Origin of the sequence: Enterobacter sp. 03-F-07-AD-ECC, from assembly GCF_047530935.1 — a bacterium.
GTDB lineage: Bacteria > Pseudomonadota > Gammaproteobacteria > Enterobacterales > Enterobacteriaceae > Enterobacter > Enterobacter cloacae.
On record NZ_JBLKBZ010000006.1, the window covers coordinates 38,727 to 62,731 of the forward strand.

A 24,005-nucleotide genomic window follows, 5' to 3' on the forward strand; every position below is an offset into this window, starting at 1 on the left:
AATGCTATGCAAAAACGACTGCTGATTAATGGTGAACTGGTGAGTGGCGAGGGGGAAAAACAGCCGGTCTATAACCCTGCCACCGGAGAGGTTCTGCTGGAGATTGCTGAAGCATCTGCCGCGCAGGTCGACGCGGCCGTGCAGGCAGCCGATCGGGCGTTCGCACAGTGGGGGCAAACCACGCCCAAAACGCGTGCCGAATGTCTGCTGAAACTGGCTGACGTTATTGAAGCGCATGCCGACGAGTTTGCCAGTCTCGAATCCCTGAACTGCGGTAAGCCGCTGCACTGCGCGCTGGGCGATGAGATCCCCGCGGTGGTCGATGTGTTTCGGTTCTTTGCTGGCGCGGCCCGCTGCCTGAACGGACTGGCGGCGGGTGAGTATCTGGACGGCCATACCTCGATGATCCGCCGCGATCCGGTCGGGGTTGTCGCCTCCATCCCCCCCTGGAACTACCCGCTGATGATGGCGGCGTGGAAGCTGGCACCGGCGCTGGCCGCCGGGAACTGCGTGGTCATCAAGCCTTCTGAGATTACGCCGCTGACCGCCTTAAAACTGGCCGAACTGGCGAAGGATATTTTCCCGGCTGGCGTGCTGAACGTGCTGTTCGGGCGCGGAAAAACGGTAGGCGATCCGCTGACCGGGCATGAGAAAGTGCGCATGGTGTCACTCACCGGCTCAATTGCAACCGGGGAGCACATCATTGGCCATACCGCCTCATCCATAAAACGTACCCACATGGAGCTGGGCGGCAAGGCACCGGTTATCGTCTTTGATGACGCCGATCTGGATGCGGTCGTCGAGGGCGTGCGGACGTTTGGTTTCTACAATGCCGGGCAGGACTGCACTGCGGCCTGCCGGATTTATGCCCAAAAGGGCATTTATGCTGCGCTGGTGGAAAAACTGGGCGCAGCGGTGGCCAGCCTGAAGATGGGGGCGCCGGAAGAGGCCTCTACCGAGCTGGGGCCGCTGAGCTCGCAAGCGCATCTGTCGCGCGTCTGTCAGGCTGTGGATGAGGCCAAAGCGCTCAGCCATATCCGCGTAGTGACGGGCGGCAGTAAAAAAGAGGGAGCGGGTTACTACTTCCAGCCAACCCTGCTGGCCGGGGCAAAACAGGAAGATGCCATTGTGCAACGTGAAGTCTTTGGCCCGGTGGTGAGCGTCACTGAATTTGACGACGAAGAACAGGTGCTGGCCTGGGCTAACGATTCACAATATGGCCTGGCCTCGTCCGTCTGGACCCGGGATGTGGGGCGTGCTCACCGCCTGAGTGCGCGTCTGCAATACGGCTGCACCTGGGTGAATACCCATTTTATGCTGGTAAGCGAAATGCCACACGGCGGCATGAAGTTATCCGGTTATGGGAAAGATATGTCGGTGTACGGGCTTGAGGATTATACCGTAGTCCGGCATGTGATGATAAAACACTAATATGCAGCTAAGTGGCTGTAATATATTGAAAATATATTGCAGTCGCTTGCTTGTGGACCATTGACGTTAAAATTAGTGCTCAGCAGAGCTGCCTGGTTGATGATTATGCCATCCTGACTGGAATTGGATAAACATGTGTAATAATGGCCCCAAACGGCAACTGGAATGACAGGTAATGGGATTTCAATATTGGTTCACGGTATGTGCAATTTTTCTGACCTGCCCCTTTATGCTTGTTCAGTCGATTATCTTTTTGCGACGAGGTGTCTACACTTAAACCTTCAAGGGAACGATGCGAAAGGAATATATCCACAAAGACACTAAACCTATTGAATACTGGTTTAACGTTATTGCTCAAATGATGATGAGTGCTGCAGTACTTGGTTTAGGTTTCTGGTTATTAGATGACCTACCTGCCTTTCATAGTTGGCACACTGAAATCCGCGCAATGCTTCCTTTTTAATTCACCATTGAAAAGATGCCAAACCTCGCTCAAGCGGGGTTTTTTGTTACCTGAAGATAACCACGGGGCATCGAAGCCAGAGGGATTAAAGAGTCAACTACAATCTTGATCTTGTCATGCATGGTTTTCGAAGACGGATCCTTGTCAGGGCATAGTTGTAACGCAATATACTCATTTGTTATTAGCCTTAATATTTAAGTGGTTATTGTGTAACGAAAAAACTTGATCTGTATCAACATATGACGCATATTGCGTGCGGTTATTTTTTCGGCTCTGGAATACAGAATGACGTTGTATCAAAAGATGTTGGTTTTTTACGCAATCATGGCTTCTATCTGCGCATTAATCACCTGGTTCCTGTCTAAAGATCGTAAACGCATCCGCCTGCTCAGCGCGTTTCTGGTAGGGTCGACCTGGCCGATGAGCTTCCCCGTTGCGCTGCTGGTCTCGCTTTTCTGAAGCACGCTTCCATTTTTAAACGATGAACATGGCATTCCCGCTACGATAACTGTATAAATAAACAGTGCATCGTAAAAGGAGTGCTTATGAACAGTTTTTACTCGCAACATGCGGGTTGCACCGTCCGCTGGCATGATTTGCCCGGCACCGGCGATCCCGTCGTCTTCATCCACGGATTGGGCTGCGCCTCGTCCTATGAATATCCCCGCGTCGTTCGTGACCCTCAGTTTGGCGGGGGCAGAACGATTCTCATCGATTTACCCGGCAGCGGTTACAGCGATAAGCCTGAGCACTACAGCTACAAAACTACCGATCAGGCCCGCGTTGTGGCTGAACTGATGGATCATCTCAAGCTCGATGCCTTCTGGCTGTACGGTCACAGCATGGGCGGCAGTATCGCCATTGAAGCGGCGGGGCTGTTGGCTTCGCGTGTTAAAGGGCTGATGGTGTCGGAACCCAATTTTCATGCCGGGGGTGGGATGTTCAGCCGCTCGATTGCCGCACAAACGGAACAGCAGTTTCTGGAGCAGGGATATCAGGCCATGCTCCGAGCAGAAAAAACGGCGTGGGCCGGGTGCCTCCAAAGTAATGCACCTTATGCTGTCTGGCGCGGCGCATCGAGCCTGGTGGCGGGCGTTGAGCCAGACTGGGAAACGCAATTTCTGTCGCTGCCTTGCCCGGTGACGTTGATTTTTGGCGAGCTCTCTTTGCCGGATGACGATGTGGAGCGCCTGAAGCAGAAGGGCGTTGAGGTCAAAATCATCCCTGCTGCGGGGCACTCCATGTCGTGGGAAAACCCGTCGGCACTGGCGCAGACGTTAGCGGAATGTATGGCGGCGTGATTATCGTTGCGAAATGTTGGCCGGGTAAGCGCAGCGCCACCCGGCAACAAAGACTGCTACATGATTAAAGCCTGTAATGCCCGACGTGCGTCAGGCTGAACATCATGCGGGTGCTGATAATCAATGTTCTCTATTGCCCGGCTATAGAGGGCAACCAGCCAGTCGTATACGTATGCGGTGGCCGCATGGACAGGTTGTTCCCCCAGCTGCGTCAGGCGCGGCGCAGCGCTGCTAACCACGGGCGTAACAAAGATTGCCTGCCCCTTACGGATACGGCTTGCCGGACGTTCAGCAACAGGCGTCTGGTCGTAACCCAGCCAGCCAACGAAATTACCTATCACCGCATGCAGCTGTGCGGCGCTGCTCTTGTCGGTTTCGACAATACGCTGAAGCTGCTGAGGCAGGTTAAGACGGTAGCTGGCGACCACCAGAACCTCGGCAATTTGCTGTAACACCGCAGGCTCAAGACCCAGGCGTGTGGCCGCTGCGTCATTGCGACTCCACTGGCGCAAATGGTTCATCCACACTTTATGCGCCAGGCGCGCTTTATCTTTTGTCTGGAACGTGCTGGCACTTTCCTGCGCATTATCGGCAAACAGATCGATGGTATCCGTAAACAGACCGTTGACCTGCTCCTCGCGCGGTTGCTGGACGGCCAGAAGCGTTTCGAAGGCTTTGAGCGGAGGCAGAAGCCCTTCGAGCAACTCACCGTGGCGGGCAGCGCTGCTTTGCAGGGTACGAACCATGTTCTCGGCCTGAGTTCGTCTTGCTGCAGGCTCCTCAACCAGCGGTGCCAGATAGCTGTGCATTAAAGCCGACAGATCCTGGCGCAGCGCCGTTTTCAGCGTGTTAAGACGGTTCTGTCGCTGGGCAGGTAACGTGGCCTGAGACAGCCACTCGATGACGCGCTGCATGCTGTGGCTGTCCAGCGCCTGCAGCGTGCCCCAGCGCAGGCCTGGTTTACCCAGCAGATGCTGGACTGCTTCATCGAGATTCTGCCGGGTGGTAAAACGCGCGTCGTGAGGCGTAATCGCCCACACCAGACCCGGCAGGGCTGATTCCTCCGCAGGCTGCGTCTCTTTGACCCAGTTCATCAGTACCTTTGCTTTTTTTGCCGTCTGGTCGTGCTGCGCGGCCGCATTGCAGATCACCAGCACATCTGGCTGCAACTGCTGGCGATAGTGTTCCAGCAGCCACTGACATTTGGCCTGGCTTAGCGGATCGGCGCTGTTGTCTGCAAAGACCGGGATATCAATAATATCGACGTTATCCAGCGCGCTGCTCTCGACAGGCAGCACCAGTTCACGCGTCAGAAATGCCAGTACATCGACGGGGAGGCTAATGGCATTAAGCATCTCACCGTTGTTCAGGGGATGCAGCAGCGTCTCCTGAGCGTCCGGAAGGGTAAAGGTGCCATGGGTCAGGAAGCCTTCGCCAGGCAGACCAAAGTTATCCACCAGCAGGCTGAGCGGGGCGGCAAGTTCGCTGGCGTGGCTGGTCTGGTGCAGAACATGGGCGAGCTTTAACCACTGCTGGGTCAGTTCCTGTTGCTCACCCCACAAGAGCGACCAGACGCTGGCCCGGGTGGTGAGATCAAGCGATGGCACCAGTTGCGCAAACTGATGCCACAGCACATCATCAATTTGCTGTCTGGCGGCAGGTACCGTGCTCTGCCAGAAGCGGGCAATCGCGCCCACTTCCTGCGCCGTTATGCCCGGTACACCCTGCGGCTGACGCAGGCCGCGCCACTTCTCAAGGCGCGTCTCGATAACGGCCTTATCCACGGCGCGGATCTGCGGGTGTAAGGTGGTGCGGGCAATAAACAGCTGCACCAGCTCGGCCTCGGTGACCAGGCTCAGACGTAGCGGGAAAGCCTCATCGTCCACTGCCGCGCTTTCAGTGGTGAAACGCAGTGCCATGTTGGTCAGGGCATGTCCCGGGTTGATATGTGAGAAGTAGTCGAACGTGCGTTGCCCGGGGGTGACGTTCAGCCGCCCGTTACCGTTGCCGCACAGGGACAGCAACAGATGCGCTTTGGCGCTTTGGGAGTGGCCATACAGACCAATGCTGCTCCGCCGGGTCAGGGCCTGTTCAATGGCCTGCTCCCGCGCCTGCGCCGCATTGATACGGGCCAGCAGGGCGTCGGCATCGTTATCCAGCACCGGGGCGTGCAGGCGCGTCTCGTTAATCCACCCGATTAAGGCCTGCGTGGTGGTCATCGTTGCACTCATTTCAGGTATACACTCCCGCTGTCGATCCAGTAGTGGCTACCGCTATGACGGCGATCGGCCAGGGTATTCAGTTTGAAGGTTAAGGCGTCTGGTGGGACAGGGGTTCCATCCTGCAGCCAGGCGTCGCTTAGCTCGAAAGATTCCGGGCCTTCGTGCTTGCTGCCTCCGCAGAGCTTAAGCCGCACGTTCAGCACGCCGTCGCCAGCAATCGCTTTGGCCAGTTCCGCCGAGTTGATACTCAGGGTGTACAGCGGCGTCGCCGGCCAGCGTGCGTTCGCCAGCTGGCGGAAGCCAAGCGTGACGTTCCCACGCAGCGGGAAATGCAGGCGGGCGTCGAGTTTTGCGCCAGGTTTATCCAGGTCGATATCCTGATACCAGACGTTCTCCTCACGCAGCGTGTTAACGGTGTTATCCAGCACGCCCAGATAGCGCACGGTGGAGTAGGCGCCAATATCGGCCGCCTTAAAGTTAAAGCGCGGCAGACGCAAATCGAGCGCCAGGCTGCAGAGCATGGCCCCCACGGCGGCGGTCGATTTCGGGTTGCCGATGCGACCCTGCTGGCTGAACGGATACCACTCATGAACCTGGTATTTATCCAGCCATACGATGCGATTGACCGGCACGGGCTGGAGATGGCGGATCAGCGCCTGCACGCCCGGCAGGCACCCCGGACGACCAGTGATCAGCAAAATATCACAGCTGTAATGAGAGATCGCTTCGCACACCGCATGAAGCGGAGAGGCCAGCGTGAACTGACCCGCCAGCATCGCATCCTGCATTTCGCGGAAATTCACATGCAGCGGCACGGCAAACAGGTCGAAGGCTTCAGAGCCAGCAGGCAGGGCATGGTCGACAGCCTGCTGCAGGTAGTTCATCACGTTGCGGGTCGGCTTCTGCGGCAGCAGATCGCCAAAGGTGGCATGCAAACCGGCCAGCGGATCGTCAATGTCGCTGGATTCCCACGCGGCAAGGATCGCATGACCGATCGGCATAAAGAGCTGAAGTGCGGTCTGCTGGCGCAATACCGCCTGGGTATCAATACGCCCGGAGTCACCGAACAACGACGCCATCAGCAGAGACGCGTCCGCAATGCCGGACTTCTGCAACTGCGTTTGCAGGGCTGGCAACACATAGCGCTGGATAACGTCCAGCAGCGTGTCGTCGCCAGCCACTTTAAACCCTTCGCGGAAGAGAAGTTGTGGCGTGATTTTTACGTTATTCCCGGAGCCGTCATCCAGCTGATAGTGGGTGATCGCCATATCTGTGGTGCCGCCGCCAATGTCGATAGAGGCGACGCGCAGCGCGCGACCCGGCTGGACACCAGGCTCGGGTTCACGATCCGGGCGGGCGAGGGAGGCGAAGAAGGCTTCCGTCTGACCACCAAAACGGGAGATCGCTTCGTTGTAAAGCCAGACCAGTTGCCCGCAGCTCGCTTCATCCCACTCCATCTGGATCTCAGGCACCGGCACCACGCTTTTATCCTGCTGCTTGCGGGTGGCAAAGTCTTCATCCTGCGGATGCCATCCCATCGCTTTCCAGACGATGGCAATCGCTTCAAACATGCGGCGACGGAAGATCTCGCGCTCCTGCTTCGGCATCGCCGAGGGCAGTGTGAGGATCAGCGTGCGCAGCTGGCGCGGAGACGCCGGGAAGCCCAGACGCAAGCGCGTGGCGACGCTGTTGATCTGGCCCAGCGCTTGTGCCAGCAGCTCGCACAGCATATGGGTCATCAGGGTGCTGCGGCTGTACTGCGGGGAGAAAACCGGCAGACGCTCGTCCTGGGGCAGCGTAAACAGCGGTTCGCCGTCATCATTCATCAGGTTCATCAGCGGGAACGCGGTCGCCAGCGGCTCGCGTTGGGTTTTGCTGTTCATCTGGCTGAAACGCCAGTCCTGCACCACCGGCGTCTCATCCCACAGGTAGCGACGCGGGCTGGAGATACCGCTGTTACCTTCGGTCCCCAGACGCTGCATGGCCAGCTTACGTGCTTCATCGCCAACCCGGACAATAGAAGGCCAGACGAAGGCATCCTCGCGACCGCTTTCAACCGAGAAGTGCTGTTTGCCAAAGCGTGCTTCCGAGAACTCCAGGCGGCTGGTAAACAGGGGCTCATTGAGGAACTGCGGCTCGCTTAAAGAGCGCACCTGCAACTCGGCCGTCTGGCGCAGACCGTCGTTGGCGTCGCCGTGATCTTCAATAATCACGCCGCAGGTATGGGTGTTGCCCACGTCGAGGATCAAATCGACCGGAATGGCAGGCGTGCTGAGCGTATGGGTGACAAATTTGACTTCCGGCACGGTGAGCTGTTCACCAAGCATGGTCAGCACATTCAGCCAGTGTGCCTGATACTCAAAGCTGCGCATGGCCTGCTGCAGATCGCGTTCTGAACGGTGTTCAACGTCCGAGGCGTACTGCGTGAACGCTTCGCGCAGCCAGCCGTCTATCCACGTCTGGTCGAGGAAATTTTCTACTTCGGCATCGCGCCAGGCCAGCGTGAAGCGGGTCCCGTTAAGAATATCGTTTTCCACCGGCGACAGCGCGGAGGTGGCATGCTCCGCAATCTGGCTGTCGAGGGCGAGGGTGACGCGATGGGTGTTGCCTGCGGTGTCCGGCGTCTCCAGCTTGCGGACCTGAACGCGCGCCCAGTTGTCCGGGCCGTCAACAAAGGTTCGCGGCGGGTTGAAGCGCAGGAACGGAACGGGGAGCCAGACGCCATCCAGCACGGCCAGGGACTGATGCAGAGCGATGGTTGTCTCAGGCTTGACCACCTCAGGCTGGCCGCCGTCCGTGCCGGGCAGGGTGTAACGCCCGTTAACCAGGTCGAAATCAAGGCGCAAAAGCGGGCCGTTCGCGGTTTTACGCACGAAACGCCCGTTGCTGGCGGTGTCCTGCGGGGTCAGACCGAAATCGAGGAACTGTACACCGCTGTTGGCAATAAGCGTAACGCTCTGTTTATAGTCGCAAAGATTTACCAGCATAGGATCAGGCACCTGCTTTCTTAAACGTCAGTGGAACGACGGTTTTTGCATCATAACGGGCATTGCATTCGGCGACGTCGCTGGTGCCTGCTTTACAGGAGACTTCCGGCATCGGGTAGCGGGAACCGTCAGTGCAGCGTGCATTGCCGCGACTCTTAATCATCAGCTCGCCATTGCTGTGCAGGCCGGAGAAAACCTCTACGCGGCACACAACGTTATCGCCATGCACAACACGGGCGAAGCCTTTGTTGTTCTGGATCTGATAGCGCAGTGACGGCGGTTTGCCGGTCACCGGATCTTTTACGTCAAGAATGGCGCGCCAGGTGCCGTTCAGGAAACGCGTCAAGCCCGCTTTAACCTGACCGGCCTCCATGACCATGGCATCTTTCGGGATCGCGGCAATCACCACCGGGGCAGACACCGGAGCGGGATCGGGTTCCTTCGCTTTATTCTCTACCACCTCAGCCTGATGCAGCGGCAGGTTCATCGCCAGTGGTTCAACCGCTTTAATTGGTTTTGGGGCAATCGCCACGGGTTGCGGTGCCGGGGCGGCGGCTGGCACGGGCTCTGCCGAAGGGGCCTGTTTTGGCCACAGCAGCGGGGCGGCAATGGCGGCAACGATCACAGCGGCAACCGGCAGCGACCATAAGGGCACGCGACTCTTTTTCACGACGGGCGCAGGAGCAGGCTCTTCAACAGGCGGCGCAACGGCGGGTGCGGGCTCAGGCTCATACAGCGCTTCAGGCGTAATGCGCACTACCGTGGCCGGGGCGATCAAAGGTTCGTCAGCGTGTTCAAAGGTGACGGCCGGGGTCGGTTCAGGTTCCGGTTCAGGATCTTCAATCACCACCGGCGCGGGCTCAGGGATCAGCGATTCGCGCAGGCAGTCGAGTACGTCATCGCGTGCATTTTCGTTCAGGTTTACAAATCCCCAGAACGCAATGACCGGTTTACCGTCGACCAGATAAAGGAAATTTTCGCTCGGGAACTGGAAGGCTTTCGACAGCAAGGAGCCAAAAAGCTGTTGTGCGGTTTTAGGCGACTGGAGGCATTTCTTACTCAGCGATTCGACGCTGGCAAGAGTGTTTTCCAGATAGCGTAGGGCGCGAAAACGGTCATCTTCATTGGCCGTTTTCCAGCTGGTGACGCTACCTTCCACCGGGGAGTACCAGTCCACGCGGTCACCGCCGTCGTTGACCTGCGGAATGGCCAGACAGTCGACAATGGCCTGCTGTTTGCGCAACCGGAGTGCTTCACGTATTTGCAACGCTGATTCAAAAACGGCTTGTCCGCCGCCGCCAACGGCCTGAAAATCATCCAGATTACCGCTGCGTAAAAGAGTTTTTGCCACGATTTGATCCCATATACTTCTTCACACCGTTACTTTAACGAAACCGGAAAGCAAACAAACGGAGGAAGAGACGCTAAAAGCGCCGATTTCTTGCGGAATAGATCGTAACGGTTGTGCTTGACGGATAATGGAACTTAAGACAAATCACCTTTTTCGGCACTGGCTGTAAAACCAGCGAAAAACGCGGCTTTAGAATAACCTGATAGTGTTTCGTTATTTGCCAGCTTATAGCGGCTGTGCTGTTATTACTGTCCTATATAATAAAACTGTCAGGGTTATAACCATGTCTACAGGGAAAACACTGCTCGCCCTTGCGCTGAGCGCTATTTTACCAGCCGGTGCCGCATGGGCGGCAAACAACGACACCCTTATTTACTGTTCTGAAGCGTCCCCCGAGTCGTTCAACCCGCAAATTGCCAGCTCAGGCCCGTCATTCGTCGCCAGCTCTCAGGTACTCTATAACCGCCTGATCAATTTCGACCCGGTGAAAAACACCCCGGTTCCGTCTCTGGCGGAATCCTGGACGATTTCACCCGACGGCAAGACCTATACCTTTACGCTGCGTAAAGGGGTGAAGTTCAACAGCAACAAATACTTCAAACCGACGCGCGACTTTAATGCCGATGACGTTATTTTCTCGGTCATGCGTCAGAAAGACCCTAAACACCCGTATCACAATGTGTCGCAGGGCAATTACGAATACTTTAACGACGTCGGCCTCGATAAGCTGATTCAGGACGTTAAAAAGGTCGATGATTATCATGTTCAGTTCACCCTCAGTGAACCGAACGCCGCTTTCCTGGCCGACTGGGGCATGGATTTTGCCTCCATTTTGTCTGCCGAATATGCGGATGCGATGCTGAAAAAAGGCACGCCTGAGAACGTCGATACCTGGCCAATTGGAACCGGCCCCTATGTACTCCAGCAGTACAAAGTGGATTCTCTGATCCGCTATGTGGCTAACCCGAACTACTGGGAAGGCCCGGTCCCGACCAAACACCTGATCTTCTCCATCACGCCAAACGTGGAGACCCGTCTGGCGAAACTGCAAACCAATGAGTGCCAGATCATTCCTGCGCCATCTCCGGTGCAGTTTGACGTCATTAAGAACAACAAAGACCTGACGCTGCACTCCGTCGATGCGCTGAACGTGGGGTATCTGGCGTTCAATACCGAGAAAAAACCGTTTGATAACGTGCTGGTGCGCCAGGCGCTGAACTACGCCACCGACAAAAAGGCCATCGTTAACGCCGTCTTTATGGGCTCCGGTACGGTCGCGAAATCCCCAATTCCGCCAAATATGATGGGCTTTAATAAAGATCTGAAGGATTACAGCTACGACCCGGAAAAAGCGAAAGCCCTGCTGAAACAGGCCGGACTGGAGAAGGGGGCGGAGGTCACGCTGTGGTCAATGCCGGTACAGCGTCCGTACAACCCGAACTCCCGCCGTATTGCCGAGATGATCCAGAGCGACTGGGCGAAAGTGGGCGTGAAGGCCAAAATCGTCTCTTACGAGTGGGGAGAGTATCTTTCCGGAATGCGTAAAGGCGAGCACGACTCCGCGCTGTTCGGCTGGATGTCGGATAACGGCGACCCGGATAACTTTGCCGATGTGCTGCTGGGCTGCAATAGCATCAAAACCGGCTCCAACGCTGCGCGCTGGTGTAATAAGGATTATGATGCCCTGGTGCAGAAAGCCAAACTGACCAGCAACCCGGACGATCGTGCGAAGCTGTATAGCCAGGCGCAGGAGATTTTCTATCAGCAGGCGCCGTGGATTGCGCTGGCAAACGGCAAAACATTCTATGCAACCCGCAGCAACGTCACGGGTTACAGCGTGAGCCTGATGGGCAGTGATTTCTCAAAAGCGAAGCTGAACTAAGCATTTTATAGCCGGGTGGCGGCTACGCCTTACCCGGCCTACTCATGCCTCGTAGGCACGGTAAGCGCAGCGCCACCGGGCCAATGAAAAGGAGTGACAATGTCACATTTAAACGAAGTTATCGCCCGTGTGGATGCCGCGATTGACGAAAGCGTCATTGCACATATGAACGAACTGCTGATTGAACTGAGCGATGATGCTGAGCTGAGCCGCGAAGAACGCTATACCCAGCAGCAGCGCCTGCGTACCGCGATTTCGCACCACGGTAAGCAACATAAAGAAGAGATGGAGGCGCGCCAGGAGCAACTCACCAAAGGCGGCGTTATTCTGTAATGTTCAAAACTGGCGTCGGGCCACCAGCCACGCGCCCACCACCAGCATTACTGCACCGCACACCGGGCCGATCAGCGCCCGCAGCGGGATGCCATGGCTTTTTAGCACGTCCATTATCAGCCCGCCGATGAGCTGGCTTGCCACCAGCACGGCGATGGTTGTCGCCGCGCCAACATTCTGGTAACCGCTGATGCTGGCAAAAACAAAAAATGAACCCAGCAACCCGGGGATCAACGTCCACCAGCGTACCGTGGATGCCAGCTCGCTAAACCCCGCGACCCCTTGTTTAAACAGCAGAATGCTGACAAACAACACAATACCGACCAGCGAGTTCAGCAGCATCGCAATGAGTATGGTGGAGGAGGACTGGGTGATACGCACCATCAGGGTATTTTGCACCACCAGGCCAATGCCCGCCGCCACCAGAAAAGCCAGCGTCAGTGATTGGTTCATTTAATCGCATCCGGATCGCTGCGCTCATCAAGCTGCAGCTGCATAAAGGTTAAGTCCAGCCAGCGGCCAAATTTGGTGCCCACCTGCGGCATCTGACCCGTTGTAACAAAGCCAAGCGTCTGATGAAGATGGATAGAGGCGTGGTTCTGCGCTTCAATCCCCGCCACCATCACATGCTTGCCGATGTCATGGGCTTCAATAATCAACGCCTTCATCAGCATACGGCCAATGCCTTTGCCCTGGTGATCCGGGTGGACGTAAACCGAGTGCTCTACCGTATGACGAAAACCGTCAAAGGCGCGCCAGTCACCGAAGGAGGCGTAGCCGGTGATGATGCCATTCTCTTCGCTTACCAGAACCGGATAACCTGCGAGGGTGCGGGCCTCAAACCATGCGATACGGTTATCAGTATCGACCGTGGTATCGTTCCAGATCGCGGCGGTGTGCAGCACCGCGTGGTTGTAAATTTCACCAATAGCGGCGCAGTCTTCTTTGCAGGCATGACGAACGATCATGATGGAACCCCTGAATGTGTTGTTTACTATGTTATTACGTTATTGCTACAATATTACACAATAACCCAGACAGATGGCTACGGTATAAGCCCGATTTTTTTGTTATTAAAACCTCATTGAAATACCGTTCATACACTATAGTATGACGTCATGAACACCATAACAGACACGATGAATCAACGGATTAGCGCAAGAATTCGCCTTGAACGCGAATCACGCGGATGGTCGCTGAGCGAACTCGCCGATCGGGCAGGCGTCTCGCGCGCCATGATCCACAAAATTGAGCGCGGCGACAGCAGCCCGACGGCAACGCTGCTTGCGCGCTTATCCGGCGCGTTCGGCATCAGCATGTCAACGCTGATAGCAAGAGCGGAGATGCAGGAGGGTAAACTGCTGCGCCTTGCTAACCAGCCCGTCTGGCACGATCCGCAAACCCATTATCTGCGCCGCCATGTTTCACCGCGCACCGATCTGCCCATCGATCTTGTCCAGGTTGAACTGCCCGCCGGGAGCGATGTGCCGATGCCCGCATCGTCCTATGCGCTGGCCCGCCAGCTGATCTGGCTGCAGTCCGGGGAGCTGGTCTTTCAGGAAGGCGACACCCGCCACGAAATGCAGGCCGGGGATTGTCTGGAGCTCGGGCCGCCCAATGACTGTCGGTTCATTAACGAAACCAATGAACCCTGTGTTTATCTGGTGGTTCGTCTTAACCAGTCTGGCTCGTAATGTTAAGGCGCTCAGGCGGATCATGAGCCAGGATCAATGGACATCTGTACCATAAGGAGTCTCTGATGAATCAATCTGTTTCGCAAAATCGTCGCTGGGTACTGGCTTCGCGTCCACACGGCGCGCCGGTCGCGGATAACTTTCGTCTCGAAGAGCAGCCGGTTCCGGTACCGGCGGCAGGACAAGTTCTGCTGCGTACGATCTGGCTTTCGCTTGACCCGTACATGCGCGGCCGCATGAGTGATGCGCCATCCTATTCGCCGCCGGTTGAAATTGGTGAGGTGATGGTCGGCGGAACGGTCAGCCGCGTTGAGCGGTCCAGTCATCCGGATTTTAAAGCAGGGGAATGGGTGCTGGGATACAGCGGCTGGCAGGAGTACGACCTCTCTGACGGCAGTGGTCTGGTCAAACTGGGCGAAAATCCCTCCCATCCTTCCTGGGCGCTGGGCGTTCTGGGGATGCCGGGCTTTACTGCCTACATGGGGCTGCTGGATATCGGGCAACCCAAGGCGGGTGAGACCCTGGTGGTTGCCGCGGCTACGGGGCCCGTAGGTGCGACGGTTGGGCAAATCGGTAAAATCAAAGGCTGCCGGGTCATCGGTGTGGCCGGAGGCGCAGAGAAATGCCGCCATGCCGTTGAGGTGCTGGGCTTTGACCAGTGTCTGGATCATCATGCCGATGATTTTGCCACGCAGCTTCAGAACGCGTGCCCGAACGGTATTGATGTCTATTATGAAAACGTTGGCGGTAAGGTCTTTGACGCCGTGCTCCCGCTGCTCAATACCTCTGCGCGGGTGCCGGTATGTGGTCTGGTGAGCGGCTACAATGCCACCGGTCTGCCTGAGGGGCCGGATCGTTTGCCGCTGTTAATGGGCACCATCCTGAAAAAACGCATTCGTATGCAGGGCTTTATCATCGGCCAGGATTACGGACACCGCATCAAAGAGTTCCAGGAAGAGATGGGGCGCTGGGTGCAGGAGGGTAAAATCCACTATCGTGAACAGGTGACCGACGGGCTGGAAAACGCACCGGAGGCGCTGATTGGCCTTCTGGAAGGCAAAAACTTTGGCAAAGTCGTGATTCGCGTCGCGGCAGACAATAAATAAACAAGATTATGGCGGGGTAACCCGCCATATTTATTTGTGAAGATACGATATATTGTCTTTAATTAAACCTACACAGCTTTCGTGCCTTCCTTGCGGATGAGCCAAAGAGCGATAAAAAACCGTGTTTGTACTTTTTGATGTTTATACGCATTTCCCACCACCAGGCATGACGATACAGGATATATCGGACCAACGTCGTTTATTTAAACTGACGTTAATAAATAGCATTAAGTTTTAGCTACAGGAATTGAACATGCTTGATTTGGATCATTTAGAGAAAGCGCAAAGAATCAGTCTTACCATGCAAGTTGAAATCAGTTTGAAAGGGGCATTAATTACAGGCTCGTTGAAACCTGGCGCTCGACTGATTACCAAAGAGATTGCCGATAAATTAGGAACCAGTATCACACCGGTTCGTGAGGCACTTTTGCGTCTGGTCTCCTCAGGGGCGCTGCAGGCCACACCGGCGCAGGCGTTTCTGGTGCCGGAGGTCACGCTGGAACGCTATAACGAGATCACCGCTATCAGGAAACAACTGGAACCAATGGCGGTAGCGGCCGCCTGTCAGCATATGACGCCAGCTAAGCTTGAGACGTTGCGCAAAATGTCGGATGCCTTTCATGAGGCGATGCGCAACGGCAATGTTCAGCAGGCGCTGCACGCGAATCGCGTGTTTCGGTTCACCCTTTATCAGTATGCGGAGATGCCAACGCTCAGCGCATTAATTGAGCAGCTGTGGATACGCATCGGGCCCTGTATTAACTATCTGCATCAGGAGCTCAACGACATCAAAGCGTCGGCGTATCACAACGAGGAGTTACTTGCGGCACTGGAAAGAGGGGATGTTGAAGCCAGCCAGAAAGCGGTGGATAAACTGATTGATGAAGCTAATTCACTTTTACAGCGTCAATATTTTAGCTGAGGAATTATTTAGTAGCCAATCTATATTTCCGTCGTAAAACATTCGCTCCATGAATAAGTCCTGATGGCTCTACGCCATCAGGAACGATATTTAAGATTACGAAAGAGAAAAACAGGCAATAAAATGCCTGTTTTAGTCCTACTCGAAACGATAAGCAACCGACAGGCCAACGCCGTAGTTACGACCCGGAGCAGGTTCGTAATAACGTCCGTTGGATTCGTTGACAATCACCGAGCCGGCATACGTTTTGTCGAACAGGTTATCAACGCGACCAAAGAGATCCAGGCCCCAGTTGCCATAGTTGAACTTATACCCGGTATTCAGACCGACCACCGTGTAAGACGGAGCCTTTGCCGTGTTTTCGTCGTCGGCCATGATATCGCTCATGTAACGCACGTCGGTACCCGCGTACCAGCCTTCTTCAGGCTGCCAGCCAAACGAAGCAAAGCCCATATTGCGGGCAATACCCGGCATCCGGTTGCCGTTACAGTTGTCATCACCGCAGACGTTGGTGCGGTAGGTGGCGTCCAGATATGTCCATGCCATTTTCAGCTTCCAGTTTTCAGCAAACTGCTGATCGAGGGAAACTTCCACCCCCTGTCGACGGGTTTTACCGGCGTTTTTGAACGTGTCGCGTCTTCCTGTCGATGAATCGACCACTATTTCATTATCGGTATCTGTGCGGAATAGTGCTGCAGTCAATAACCCATTGCCGATACGGGTTTTACTGCCTATCTCATAGGTGTTATTTGTTGAAGGTTTGAGGTCATAATTCAATCCCCCACTGCCACCTGCAGTGTAAGCGCGTTCATTGATGGTTGGTGTTTCGAACCCACGGCCAGCTGCTGCATAAACATTCCATGCATCAGTGATTGCATACTTAACGGACCCCGCTGGGAGCCATTTATGATAGCTGGTGTTACCGCTATCATCGCCATTTTTCAAATAATGATCATTTGAATCAAACCAGACAGAACTATAACGAACCCCTGCGTCAAGTGATAACTTATTGGTGAGTTGCCAACTGCTCTGGAAGTAAGGATCCAAATTCCACATCAAATTCCGTTCATCGCGGCGTTTTATTCCTTTTACACCGTAAACTGGTTTGCTATGGACGATTACATAATTTTCATAACCCCTACGATTTTCGTTGAGATTTTCGTAGTTCAAACCTGTGGTGAATGTAACTGGAACAAGAAATTCTCCACGATGAGTCCATCGCGTATCTATCCCTTGATAATGACGTGCCATATCAATGACACCTCCAGAGTGGTTCCGATTATTAAGCTGTGCAGTGTAAGGGATCGACTGGTACTGGGTCATTTCACGCTCGCCGGCGTACATCATGACGCTGAGATCGTCCTGCGCGCTGAGCTGGCGGTCATAGCGCAGCCCGGCCTGGGTCTGCTTGATGGTTTTGCGCGTGTTGTACTGATCGCCACGCGGAGACTGGCGCGGGTTATCCTGCCACTCCTGGTAATTCAGTCCACCCGGATCGTTGGCTTTCATGTCCACGCTGTTAAAGATCAGCGTCAGCTTGCTGGCATCGTCAATCCGCACGCCCAGTTTGGCATTGGCGAGATTCTTCCGCGCACCGCTGTGATCGCGGTAGCCTTTGGTGGTGAAGCGGGTGGTGGATACGGTGTAATCCACATCGCCCGCGTGTGTGCCGTCGCCCATCGCGCCGGTGGCTTTCATCCCGTAACGCCAGGTACCGTAACTGCCGTAATAGCTGCTGGCCTCAATGGTCGGCGGCTGTTGACCGGTCTGGGTGTTGATGTTGATCACGCCGCCGGAGGCGTTGCCATACAGGGCAGAGAAGGGGCCGCGCAGCACTTCCACGCTCTCCACGCTGGAGAGATCGATGTTAGAGGTCTGGCCCTGGCCGTCTGGCATGGTCGCCGGGATCCCGTCCACGTACATTCGAATACCGCGCACCCCGAAGGTGGAGCGTGCACCAAAGCCACGCATCGACAGCTGCAGATCCTGGGCGTAGTTCTGGCGGTTCTGAATTTGCAGGCCCGGGACGCTACCAAGCGATTCCGAGAGGTTAATGCGTGGCGCGGCGTGACGCATATCATCGCCGTTCACGACGCTGACCGCCGCCGGGGTATCAAGCTCTGATACCGTTTGTGGGGTGGCGCTGACGATCAGGGTCTGTTCATCCGCGCCCATCGCAGTGAGGGGCGAAAAGATAACAGGAGCCAGCAGCAGTGGAAGCGTAGCCCTATGGGCAGAAATGATTTTCATGAAATAAACCGGTTAAGGATAAGAAACGTACCAAATGGAACATGTGCATATATGTTAAAACTTTTGTAAATGCTTTGAAAACTATAACCGCACATTGCGTTAAGGAAAGGCGAAGCGGAAAAGAAAAACTCCACATTTTGCTGATTAATGATTACTATTCTCATTAACAAAACGGCAATGCCATGACGTTGCCGACCGGAAGTGATGTCAGCAGTACACCCCCTCTTGTGAAAAAGGAATTGTTATGTCTTTACGTCATCTGTGCTCGCCGCGTCTGCGTCGTTCTCTGTTGTGTAGCGCTTTACTGCTTGCCGGTACCTTCCAGGTGCACGCTGGCGAAGAGATGTTGCGCAAAGCGGTAGGCAAAGGCGCGTATGAAATGGCCGTGAGCCAGCAGGAGAATGCGCTGTGGGTTGCGACATCACAAAGCCGTAAAATGGATAAAGGCGGAATTGTGTATCGCCTCGATCCGGTCACACTGGACGTGACGCAAGTTATTCATAACGATCTTAAACCGTTTGGCGCCACCCTGGATTCGGCCTCCCAGACGCTGTGGTTGGGTAACACCATCAACGGTGCCGTGACCGCCATTGATGCCAAAACGGGCGAGGTGAAAGGGCGCCTGGTTCTGGACGACCGCAAACGCAGTGACACGGTCAAACCGCTGCAGCCACGTCAGCTGGTGGCGGATGATGCCACCCACACCGTGTACATCACCGGGGTCGGTAAAGAGAGCGTGATCTGGGTGGTGGATGGCACAACGCTGAAGCTGAAGGATACCATCGCCAATACCGGTACTTACGGCACCGGCCTGGCACTGGATGCGCAAGCGAAACGCCTCTATACCACCAACGCCGACGGCGAACTGGTGACAATTGATACCGCCAGCAACAAAATCATCAGCCGCAAAAAGGTGCAGGATGATGGTAAAGAGCACTTCTATCTGAACCTGAGTCTGGATACGGCCGGGCAGCGTGCCTTCCTGACCGATTCAAAACAGCCGGAAGTGCTGGTGGTGAGCCTGAAGGATGGCAGCGTGATTGAGAAGATCGCGACGCCAGAGTCGCTGGCGGTGCTCTTTAACCCGACGCGCAACGAAGCGTACGTGACGCATCGTGAAGCCGGAAAGGTGAGCGTGATTGACACCAAAACCTACAAAGTGACGAAAACCTTCGACACGCCGGTCTATCCAAACAGCCTGGCGCTCTCTGCCGATGGCAAAACGCTGTACGTGACGGTGAAACAGAAATCCACCCGTCAGCAGGAAGCGACCCAGCCTGACGATGTGGTACGTATCGCGCTCTAATGTGGGCATTGCCCGGAGGCGCTGCGCTTACCGGGCCTACAAAATCCTGAAATGTAGGCCGGGTAAGGCGAAGCCGCCACCCGGCTTTTTTTATTAACGCGAGGTCTCTTCCACCAGCGGGCCGTCGTGTTTTTCATCGTCATGATGAACCGGCGCGGTGCTGTGGATTTCATGCACGCGCTTACGCACGCCAAACCAGCCGGCAATCAGCAGAACGGCCAGCAGCGGAATGGTGGCGATGGTATAGGTGCCGTTCGGGTAGTCGAACGCCATCAGTACCAGCACGCTGAACAGGAACAGCAGGGTGAGCCATGAGGTCACCGGAGCACCCGGCATCTTGAAGCTCACGTCAGCCGCTTTGCCCTCTTTAATGGCTTTGCGCAGACGCATCTGGCAGACCACGATAAAGGCCCAGGAGGCGATAATCCCCAGCGCGGCCACGTTCAGCACGATTTCGAACACGCGGGACGGTACCAGGTAGTTCAGGAACACGCCAAACACGTAGACCACCAGTGTCGCCAGGATACCGGCATATGGTACCTGCTGCTTGCTCATCTTCGACATAAACTTCGGCGCAGAGCCGCCCATCGACATGGAGCGCAGAATACGGCCGGTGGAATAGAGGCCAGAGTTCAGGCTGGAGAGCGCCGCGGTCAGCACCACGATGTTCATGATACTGCCCACGTATGGCACGCCGAGTTTAGAGAAGAAGGTCACAAACGGGCTCTGACCCGCCTGGTAGGCGTTCCATGGCAGGAGCAGAACCAGCAGCACCACAGAACCCACATAGAACAGACCGATACGCCAGATCACGCTGTTAATGGCTTTTGGCACCATGGTCTGCGGGTCTTTACATTCGCCCGCCGCCGTACCCACCAGCTCGATAGAGGCAAAGGCGAACACCACGCCCTGCACCAGAACCAGCGCCGGCAGCAGACCGTGCGGGAAGAAGCCGCCGTTATCGGTTATCAGATGGAAGCCGGTTGCATTGCCGTCCAGCGGCTTACCGCTGCCAAGGAAGACGGTACCGACGACCAGGAAAATCACAATCGCCAGCACTTTTACCAGTGCAAACCAGAACTCCATCTCGGCGAACCACTTCACGCCGATCATGTTCATGGTGCCGACAATCGCCAGGGCGCCAAGCGCAAAGACCCACTGCGGGATATCGCCAAACGCGCCCCAGTAGTGCATATACAGCGCAACGGCAGTGATATCGACGATACCGGTCATCGCCCAGTTAACGAAGTACATCCAGCCAGCGACATAGGCGGCTTTTTCACCGAGAAATTCGCGGGCGTAAGAGACAAAGCTGCCGCTGGAAGGGCGATGCAGTACCAGTTCGCCCAGCGCGCGAAGAATGAAGAAGGAGAAGATCCCGCACACCAGATAGACGAGGGCGAGAGCCGGGCCAGCCATCTGCAGACGTGCACCAGCACCTAAAAACAGACCTGTACCGATAGCGCCGCCGATGGCGATCATTTGAACCTGACGGTTGCCCATCGCTTTGTGGTAGCCCTCTTCATGGGAGTTTAACCAGCGACGTTTAGCAGCATGATGATCGGCTGCGCTTTTATTGCTTGTTTTCATTGAGTTACCTGTTTGCCTGTCTGAACCATTATCGTGATAGTCCTGCCTGGCAGAGAGCATACAAACGATTGCTTCTGCGCAAACACATGTCGCCTTCCCAGTCATTCTGCGTATGGATAAGGCGAAACATGGCGAGGCATCCTACCTGCAATTGATAAGCGACGCAAAATATAACCGTGCCGAAAGTGATGCACGTCGAAGGAAATCGTGTGGTCAGAGCAGACGGGGATCACAACGCGCTGAATCGTGGTGAGTTTTTAGACAAAAGATTCGCGGATTGATGATTTAAACATCAGTGGCGCTTATCAGTTGCTCAGTGGAACTAGCGGAAGGTAAACGCTATGATCGGTTTGGTTTTTATTCTGCCAGAACGAGGCTAACGGTGAAAATTAATGTAATCGGCACCAGCGGAAGTGGAAAAACCACGCTGGCAAGACGGATCGCTGATGAGCTGGCTATTCCTTATATTGAGATGGACAGGCTTTACTGGCGCCCGAACTGGCAGGGCACAGCAGATGATGCGTTTCTGGAAAAACTGGAGCATGCATTAAGCGCTTCTCAAAACTGGGTGCTCGATGGCAACTATAACCGCACGCGCCCCGTTAAATGGCGCAATGTGGATCTGGTCGTCTGGGTGGACTATGGATTTGTCCGTACGCTGTATCAGGCCGTTATCCGGGCGATCAAGCGGGCCTGGAATCAACACGAACTCTGGCCGGGAACGGGCAATAAAGAGAGTTTCCGGCGCGCCTTCCTCAGCAGAGAGTCCATTATCATCTGGACGATTAAAACCTGGCGCAACAACCGCAGGCGTTATCAGGTCGATATGCAAAACCCGGACTACGCACACATACGCTTTATCCGTATTACCCGCCGCGCTCAGGCGGAAACGCTTATCGCCTCACTTAAGTCTTATTTTTAACAGGGTTTTATATATCTGATTTCCGGCAAACCAAATGTAAATTAATTGTTTCTCAGCGGTGAAATACGCCTTTATTAATAACGACATGTTAAGTCGAACGAGAACGCAACATGTCCTGGCGAATCAGCATTCTGGATAAAAGCCCCATCGCTGAAAATGAAACAGCCGCCGATGCGCTGGCGCGAACCCTGGCGCTGGCGCAACAGGCGGAAACTCTCGGTTATCACCGTTTCTGGATTGCCGAACACCACAACACCCCACAGTTGGCCAGCCCCTCGCCGGAGTTATTGATTGCCTGGATCCTCGGGCAGACAACGCGTATCCGCGTGGGATCGGGCGGTGTCATGCTGCAACACTACAGCCCGTATAAAGTTGCAGAAAATTTCAATCTCCTGGCTGCCCTGGCTCCCGGACGCGTGGATCTGGGCGTTGGAAAAGCGCCTGGCGGTCTGCCGCTCTCTACCCGCGCGTTGCAACTCGGTCTGAATCAGCAGGAAAAGGGCAGCTTTGCCGAACAGCTGGCGCAGCTCGATAGCTGGATCCGTCCTGAAAATCAGTCCGCGGAGGAGGCGGTGCACGCCACGCCGCTGCCGCCGGTTCCGGCGCAGGGATTCCTGCTGGGAGCGAGTGTCGAAAGTGCTCTGCTGGCCGCAAAGCTCAACTGGCATTTTGTCTTTGCCGCTCACCTGAATGGTGATCCCGACCTGCTGCGCGAGGTCATCACCACCTGGCGTGAACACAGCGCCCGGGAGGTGATTGTGGCGGTTCAGGTCATTGTGGCGGACTCTCAGGCCCAGGCGCACTCGCTGGCACAAAAGGTTGAAGTCTGGGGCGTGGAGCTGGCAAACGGCCAGCGCGTTACGGTGGCCAGCGAAGAGCAAGCCTATGCGTTTGCGCGTCAGGCAGGCAGCGAGCCGCTGCGTATAGCGCGTCGCGCGCAGTCGCTGGTGGCCGGGACCGCTGAGTCGGTACTGGCACAACTGGACGCTCTGCATCACCAGTGGGGGATTGACGAATTCATTATCGACACACCGGTTGCGGACGGCGCCGCGCGCGTGCAGTCCCTGCGTCTGCTGGCGCAGGCGCGACTTAACAGGGAGGTTAACGTATGCGTTTTGGCGAACAACTGATTGCCTGGCGTCGTGAGCTGCACCAGCACCCGGAGCTGTCGGGCCAGGAGGTGGAAACAACCGCCCGTTTGCACCAGTGGCTGACCCATGCCGGTATTACGCCGCTGCCTTATGACTTGCCTACCGGGCTGGTGGCGGAGATCGGCACCGGCAACAAACTGATTGCCCTGCGGGCGGACATTGATGCCTTGCCGATCGAAGAGCGCAGCGGGGTGGCGTTTAGCTCGCAGCGTTCGGGAGTCATGCACGCCTGCGGTCATGACATCCACACCAGCGTGATCCTCGGGGCGGCATTAAAACTAAAAGAACGTGAAGCGTTGCTCAACGGTCGCGTGCGGATCCTGTTCCAGCCTGCCGAAGAGAATTTTGGCGGAGCGAAGAGCATGGTGCGGGCCGGGGCGTTACGTGACGTCAGCGCCATCTTCGGGATGCACAACGAGCCGGGGTTGCCGGTGGGTGAGTTTGCCACCCGCGGCGGGCCGTTCTATGCCAACGTCGATCGGTTTGTGATCCGCATTACCGGCAAAGGTGCTCATGCCGCACGGCCTCATGAAGGCAACGACGCGATTGTGCTGGCAAGCCAGCTTGTTACCGCGTTGCAGAGCGTCGCCAGTCGCAACGTGAATACGCTGGACTCCGTTGTGCTGAGCGTAACGCGCATTGCGGGCGGCAATACCTGGAACGTCCTGCCGGAAAGCGTTGAGCTGGAAGGGACGCTGCGCACGCATCGCACGGAAGTTCAACAGAACGTCAAAGCGCGTGTCGGTGAAATCGCTGCCGGATTCGCCAGCGCCTTCAGTGCCCGGATTGATATCACCTGGTATGCCGGACCGACTGCGCTGGTCAATGACGAGCATTGGGCGGCGTTTGCCACGTCGGTCGCCCGGGAAGCGGGTTATGAAACGCAGCATGCCGAGTTGCATATGGGCGGAGAGGATTTTGCAGTCTATCTGCAGCAGATCCCCGGCGCGTTTGTCAGCATTGGCAGCAATAGCCCGTATGGTTTACATCACCCGGCCTTTAATCCGGACGAAGCATTAATTGAGCCGGCTGCCCGTTATTTTGCACAGCTTGCGGAAAAAGCCCTGCAACACGTTTAATTCAGAAGAGGTGAA

20 protein-coding genes are annotated in these 24,005 nt (G+C 55.8%); 13 read left to right on the forward strand and 7 right to left on the reverse strand.

The annotated features are described in order from the left end of the window. Positions 1-6 precede the first annotated feature (6 nt). The 4 genes from patD to ACMWKA_RS11295 all read left to right on the forward strand — a co-directional run bounded on the left by patD (position 7) and on the right by ACMWKA_RS11295 (position 3,195). Positions 7-1,431 (forward strand): aminobutyraldehyde dehydrogenase, encoded by a 1,425-nt coding sequence (patD, locus tag ACMWKA_RS11280; RefSeq protein WP_414760223.1) that lies wholly within the window; start codon positions 7-9, stop codon positions 1,429-1,431. Positions 1,432-1,723: 292 nt separating this feature from the next. After that, on the forward strand, positions 1,724-1,894 hold the full coding sequence (locus ACMWKA_RS11285; protein ID WP_414760224.1) for a hypothetical protein: 171 nt from the start codon (positions 1,724-1,726) through the stop codon (positions 1,892-1,894). 285 nt (positions 1,895-2,179) lie between these two features. After that, a complete protein-coding gene (locus tag ACMWKA_RS11290; RefSeq protein WP_013096478.1) occupies positions 2,180-2,353 on the forward strand; it encodes a GhoT/OrtT family toxin in 174 nt (57 codons plus the stop codon). A gap of 86 nt (positions 2,354-2,439) precedes the next feature. After that, positions 2,440-3,195, forward strand: a complete 756-nt coding sequence (locus tag ACMWKA_RS11295; protein WP_214453040.1) for an alpha/beta fold hydrolase — start codon at positions 2,440-2,442, stop codon at positions 3,193-3,195. Between the two features lie 56 nt (positions 3,196-3,251). Here the strand turns inward: ACMWKA_RS11295 and ACMWKA_RS11300 are convergent, their stop codons facing one another. The 3 genes from ACMWKA_RS11300 to ACMWKA_RS11310 are packed head-to-tail and all read right to left on the reverse strand — an operon-like array spanning position 3,252 to position 9,755. Beyond that, a complete protein-coding gene (locus ACMWKA_RS11300; RefSeq protein WP_414760225.1) occupies positions 3,252-5,426 on the reverse strand; it encodes a virulence factor SrfC family protein in 2,175 nt (724 codons plus the stop codon). Next, complete coding sequence (locus ACMWKA_RS11305; protein ID WP_414760226.1) at positions 5,423-8,404, reverse strand: virulence factor SrfB; 2,982 nt, start codon at positions 8,402-8,404, stop codon at positions 5,423-5,425. The genes ACMWKA_RS11300 and ACMWKA_RS11305 overlap by 4 nt, the downstream gene beginning before the upstream one ends. A 4-nt stretch (positions 8,405-8,408) precedes the next feature. Beyond that, positions 8,409-9,755, reverse strand: a complete 1,347-nt coding sequence (locus tag ACMWKA_RS11310; RefSeq protein ID WP_414760227.1) for an SrfA family protein — start codon at positions 9,753-9,755, stop codon at positions 8,409-8,411. A gap of 283 nt (positions 9,756-10,038) precedes the next feature. Between ACMWKA_RS11310 and ACMWKA_RS11315 the strand changes: the two genes are divergently transcribed. Both ACMWKA_RS11315 and ACMWKA_RS11320 read left to right on the forward strand, forming a co-directional pair. After that, positions 10,039-11,637, forward strand: coding sequence for an ABC transporter substrate-binding protein (locus tag ACMWKA_RS11315; RefSeq protein ID WP_045294213.1), 1,599 nt, complete (start codon positions 10,039-10,041; stop codon positions 11,635-11,637). A 99-nt stretch (positions 11,638-11,736) separates the two neighbouring features. Continuing rightward, a complete protein-coding gene (locus ACMWKA_RS11320; RefSeq protein WP_013096483.1) occupies positions 11,737-11,970 on the forward strand; it encodes a YdcY family protein in 234 nt (77 codons plus the stop codon). Between the two features lie 3 nt (positions 11,971-11,973). Here ACMWKA_RS11320 and ACMWKA_RS11325 read toward each other — a convergent pair whose 3' ends face one another. Together ACMWKA_RS11325 and ACMWKA_RS11330 are read right to left on the reverse strand one after the other, a co-directional pair. Then, positions 11,974-12,423 carry a DMT family transporter gene (locus ACMWKA_RS11325; RefSeq protein ID WP_023621252.1) on the reverse strand — a complete coding sequence of 150 codons (450 nt, stop codon included), beginning with the start codon at positions 12,421-12,423 and terminating at the stop codon, positions 11,974-11,976. After that, a complete protein-coding gene (locus tag ACMWKA_RS11330) occupies positions 12,420-12,938 on the reverse strand; it encodes an N-acetyltransferase family protein (RefSeq protein WP_414760228.1) in 519 nt (172 codons plus the stop codon). The genes ACMWKA_RS11325 and ACMWKA_RS11330 overlap by 4 nt, the downstream gene beginning before the upstream one ends. 150 nt (positions 12,939-13,088) lie before the next feature. Between ACMWKA_RS11330 and ACMWKA_RS11335 the strand changes: the two genes are divergently transcribed. From ACMWKA_RS11335 to ACMWKA_RS11345, 3 genes are all read left to right on the forward strand, one after another. Further along, a complete protein-coding gene (locus tag ACMWKA_RS11335; RefSeq protein ID WP_414760229.1) occupies positions 13,089-13,664 on the forward strand; it encodes a helix-turn-helix domain-containing protein in 576 nt (191 codons plus the stop codon). A 65-nt stretch (positions 13,665-13,729) separates the two neighbouring features. Further along, positions 13,730-14,770, forward strand: coding sequence for an NADP-dependent oxidoreductase (locus ACMWKA_RS11340; RefSeq protein ID WP_414760230.1), 1,041 nt, complete (start codon positions 13,730-13,732; stop codon positions 14,768-14,770). 253 nt (positions 14,771-15,023) lie between these two features. Beyond that, the gene (locus ACMWKA_RS11345) at positions 15,024-15,692 is read left to right on the forward strand and encodes a GntR family transcriptional regulator (protein WP_013096488.1); all 669 of its coding nucleotides are present in this window, start codon (positions 15,024-15,026) and stop codon (positions 15,690-15,692) included. A gap of 138 nt (positions 15,693-15,830) precedes the next feature. On the opposite strand, the gene pqqU is transcribed toward ACMWKA_RS11345, so the two are convergent. Continuing rightward, a complete protein-coding gene (pqqU, locus tag ACMWKA_RS11350; RefSeq protein ID WP_414760231.1) occupies positions 15,831-17,942 on the reverse strand; it encodes a TonB-dependent receptor PqqU in 2,112 nt (703 codons plus the stop codon). Positions 17,943-18,186: 244 nt separating this feature from the next. On the opposite strand from pqqU, the gene ACMWKA_RS11355 reads away from it, so the two are divergent. Further along, positions 18,187-19,248 (forward strand): YncE family protein, encoded by a 1,062-nt coding sequence (locus ACMWKA_RS11355; RefSeq protein ID WP_020689165.1) that lies wholly within the window; start codon positions 18,187-18,189, stop codon positions 19,246-19,248. A 93-nt stretch (positions 19,249-19,341) separates the two neighbouring features. Here the strand turns inward: ACMWKA_RS11355 and ansP are convergent, their stop codons facing one another. Further along, positions 19,342-20,838 (reverse strand): L-asparagine permease, encoded by a 1,497-nt coding sequence (ansP, locus tag ACMWKA_RS11360; RefSeq protein WP_020684770.1) that lies wholly within the window; start codon positions 20,836-20,838, stop codon positions 19,342-19,344. Between the two features lie 382 nt (positions 20,839-21,220). Here ansP and ACMWKA_RS11365 point away from each other — a divergent pair, with 382 nt between their 5' ends. The 3 genes from ACMWKA_RS11365 to ACMWKA_RS11375 all read left to right on the forward strand — a co-directional run bounded on the left by ACMWKA_RS11365 (position 21,221) and on the right by ACMWKA_RS11375 (position 23,990). Further along, positions 21,221-21,760: an AAA family ATPase gene (locus ACMWKA_RS11365; RefSeq protein ID WP_248076101.1), complete on the forward strand. Its 540-nt coding sequence runs from the start codon at positions 21,221-21,223 to the stop codon at positions 21,758-21,760. 110 nt (positions 21,761-21,870) lie between these two features. Further along, complete coding sequence (locus ACMWKA_RS11370; RefSeq protein ID WP_248076103.1) at positions 21,871-22,890, forward strand: MsnO8 family LLM class oxidoreductase; 1,020 nt, start codon at positions 21,871-21,873, stop codon at positions 22,888-22,890. Next, a complete protein-coding gene (locus ACMWKA_RS11375; protein ID WP_095439500.1) occupies positions 22,869-23,990 on the forward strand; it encodes an amidohydrolase in 1,122 nt (373 codons plus the stop codon). The genes ACMWKA_RS11370 and ACMWKA_RS11375 overlap by 22 nt, the downstream gene beginning before the upstream one ends. The last annotated feature ends 15 nt before the right edge of the window (positions 23,991-24,005 follow it).

Bases quoted from the DNA above. Each gene is read 5' to 3' on its own strand.
- ACMWKA_RS11295 (WP_214453040.1), top strand. From the start codon at position 2,440: ATGAACAGTTTTTACTCGCAACATGCGGGTTGCACCGTCCGCTGGCAT.
- ACMWKA_RS11315 (WP_045294213.1), top strand. From the start codon at position 10,039: ATGTCTACAGGGAAAACACTGCTCGCCCTTGCGCTGAGCGCTATTTTA.
- ACMWKA_RS11330 (WP_414760228.1), bottom strand. From the start codon at position 12,938: ATGATCGTTCGTCATGCCTGCAAAGAAGACTGCGCCGCTATTGGTGAA.
- ACMWKA_RS11375 (WP_095439500.1), top strand. From the start codon at position 22,869: ATGCGTTTTGGCGAACAACTGATTGCCTGGCGTCGTGAGCTGCACCAG.
- ACMWKA_RS11355 (WP_020689165.1), top strand. From the start codon at position 18,187: ATGTCTTTACGTCATCTGTGCTCGCCGCGTCTGCGTCGTTCTCTGTTG.
- ACMWKA_RS11300 (WP_414760225.1), bottom strand. From the start codon at position 5,426: ATGAGTGCAACGATGACCACCACGCAGGCCTTAATCGGGTGGATTAAC.
- ACMWKA_RS11370 (WP_248076103.1), top strand. From the start codon at position 21,871: ATGTCCTGGCGAATCAGCATTCTGGATAAAAGCCCCATCGCTGAAAAT.
- patD (WP_414760223.1), top strand. From the start codon at position 7: ATGCAAAAACGACTGCTGATTAATGGTGAACTGGTGAGTGGCGAGGGG.
- ACMWKA_RS11335 (WP_414760229.1), top strand. From the start codon at position 13,089: ATGAACACCATAACAGACACGATGAATCAACGGATTAGCGCAAGAATT.
- pqqU (WP_414760231.1), bottom strand. From the start codon at position 17,942: ATGAAAATCATTTCTGCCCATAGGGCTACGCTTCCACTGCTGCTGGCT.
- ACMWKA_RS11290 (WP_013096478.1), top strand. From the start codon at position 2,180: ATGACGTTGTATCAAAAGATGTTGGTTTTTTACGCAATCATGGCTTCT.
- ACMWKA_RS11305 (WP_414760226.1), bottom strand. From the start codon at position 8,404: ATGCTGGTAAATCTTTGCGACTATAAACAGAGCGTTACGCTTATTGCC.
- ACMWKA_RS11285 (WP_414760224.1), top strand. From the start codon at position 1,724: ATGCGAAAGGAATATATCCACAAAGACACTAAACCTATTGAATACTGG.
- ACMWKA_RS11340 (WP_414760230.1), top strand. From the start codon at position 13,730: ATGAATCAATCTGTTTCGCAAAATCGTCGCTGGGTACTGGCTTCGCGT.
- ACMWKA_RS11320 (WP_013096483.1), top strand. From the start codon at position 11,737: ATGTCACATTTAAACGAAGTTATCGCCCGTGTGGATGCCGCGATTGAC.
- ACMWKA_RS11345 (WP_013096488.1), top strand. From the start codon at position 15,024: ATGCTTGATTTGGATCATTTAGAGAAAGCGCAAAGAATCAGTCTTACC.
- ACMWKA_RS11325 (WP_023621252.1), bottom strand. From the start codon at position 12,423: ATGAACCAATCACTGACGCTGGCTTTTCTGGTGGCGGCGGGCATTGGC.
- ansP (WP_020684770.1), bottom strand. From the start codon at position 20,838: ATGAAAACAAGCAATAAAAGCGCAGCCGATCATCATGCTGCTAAACGT.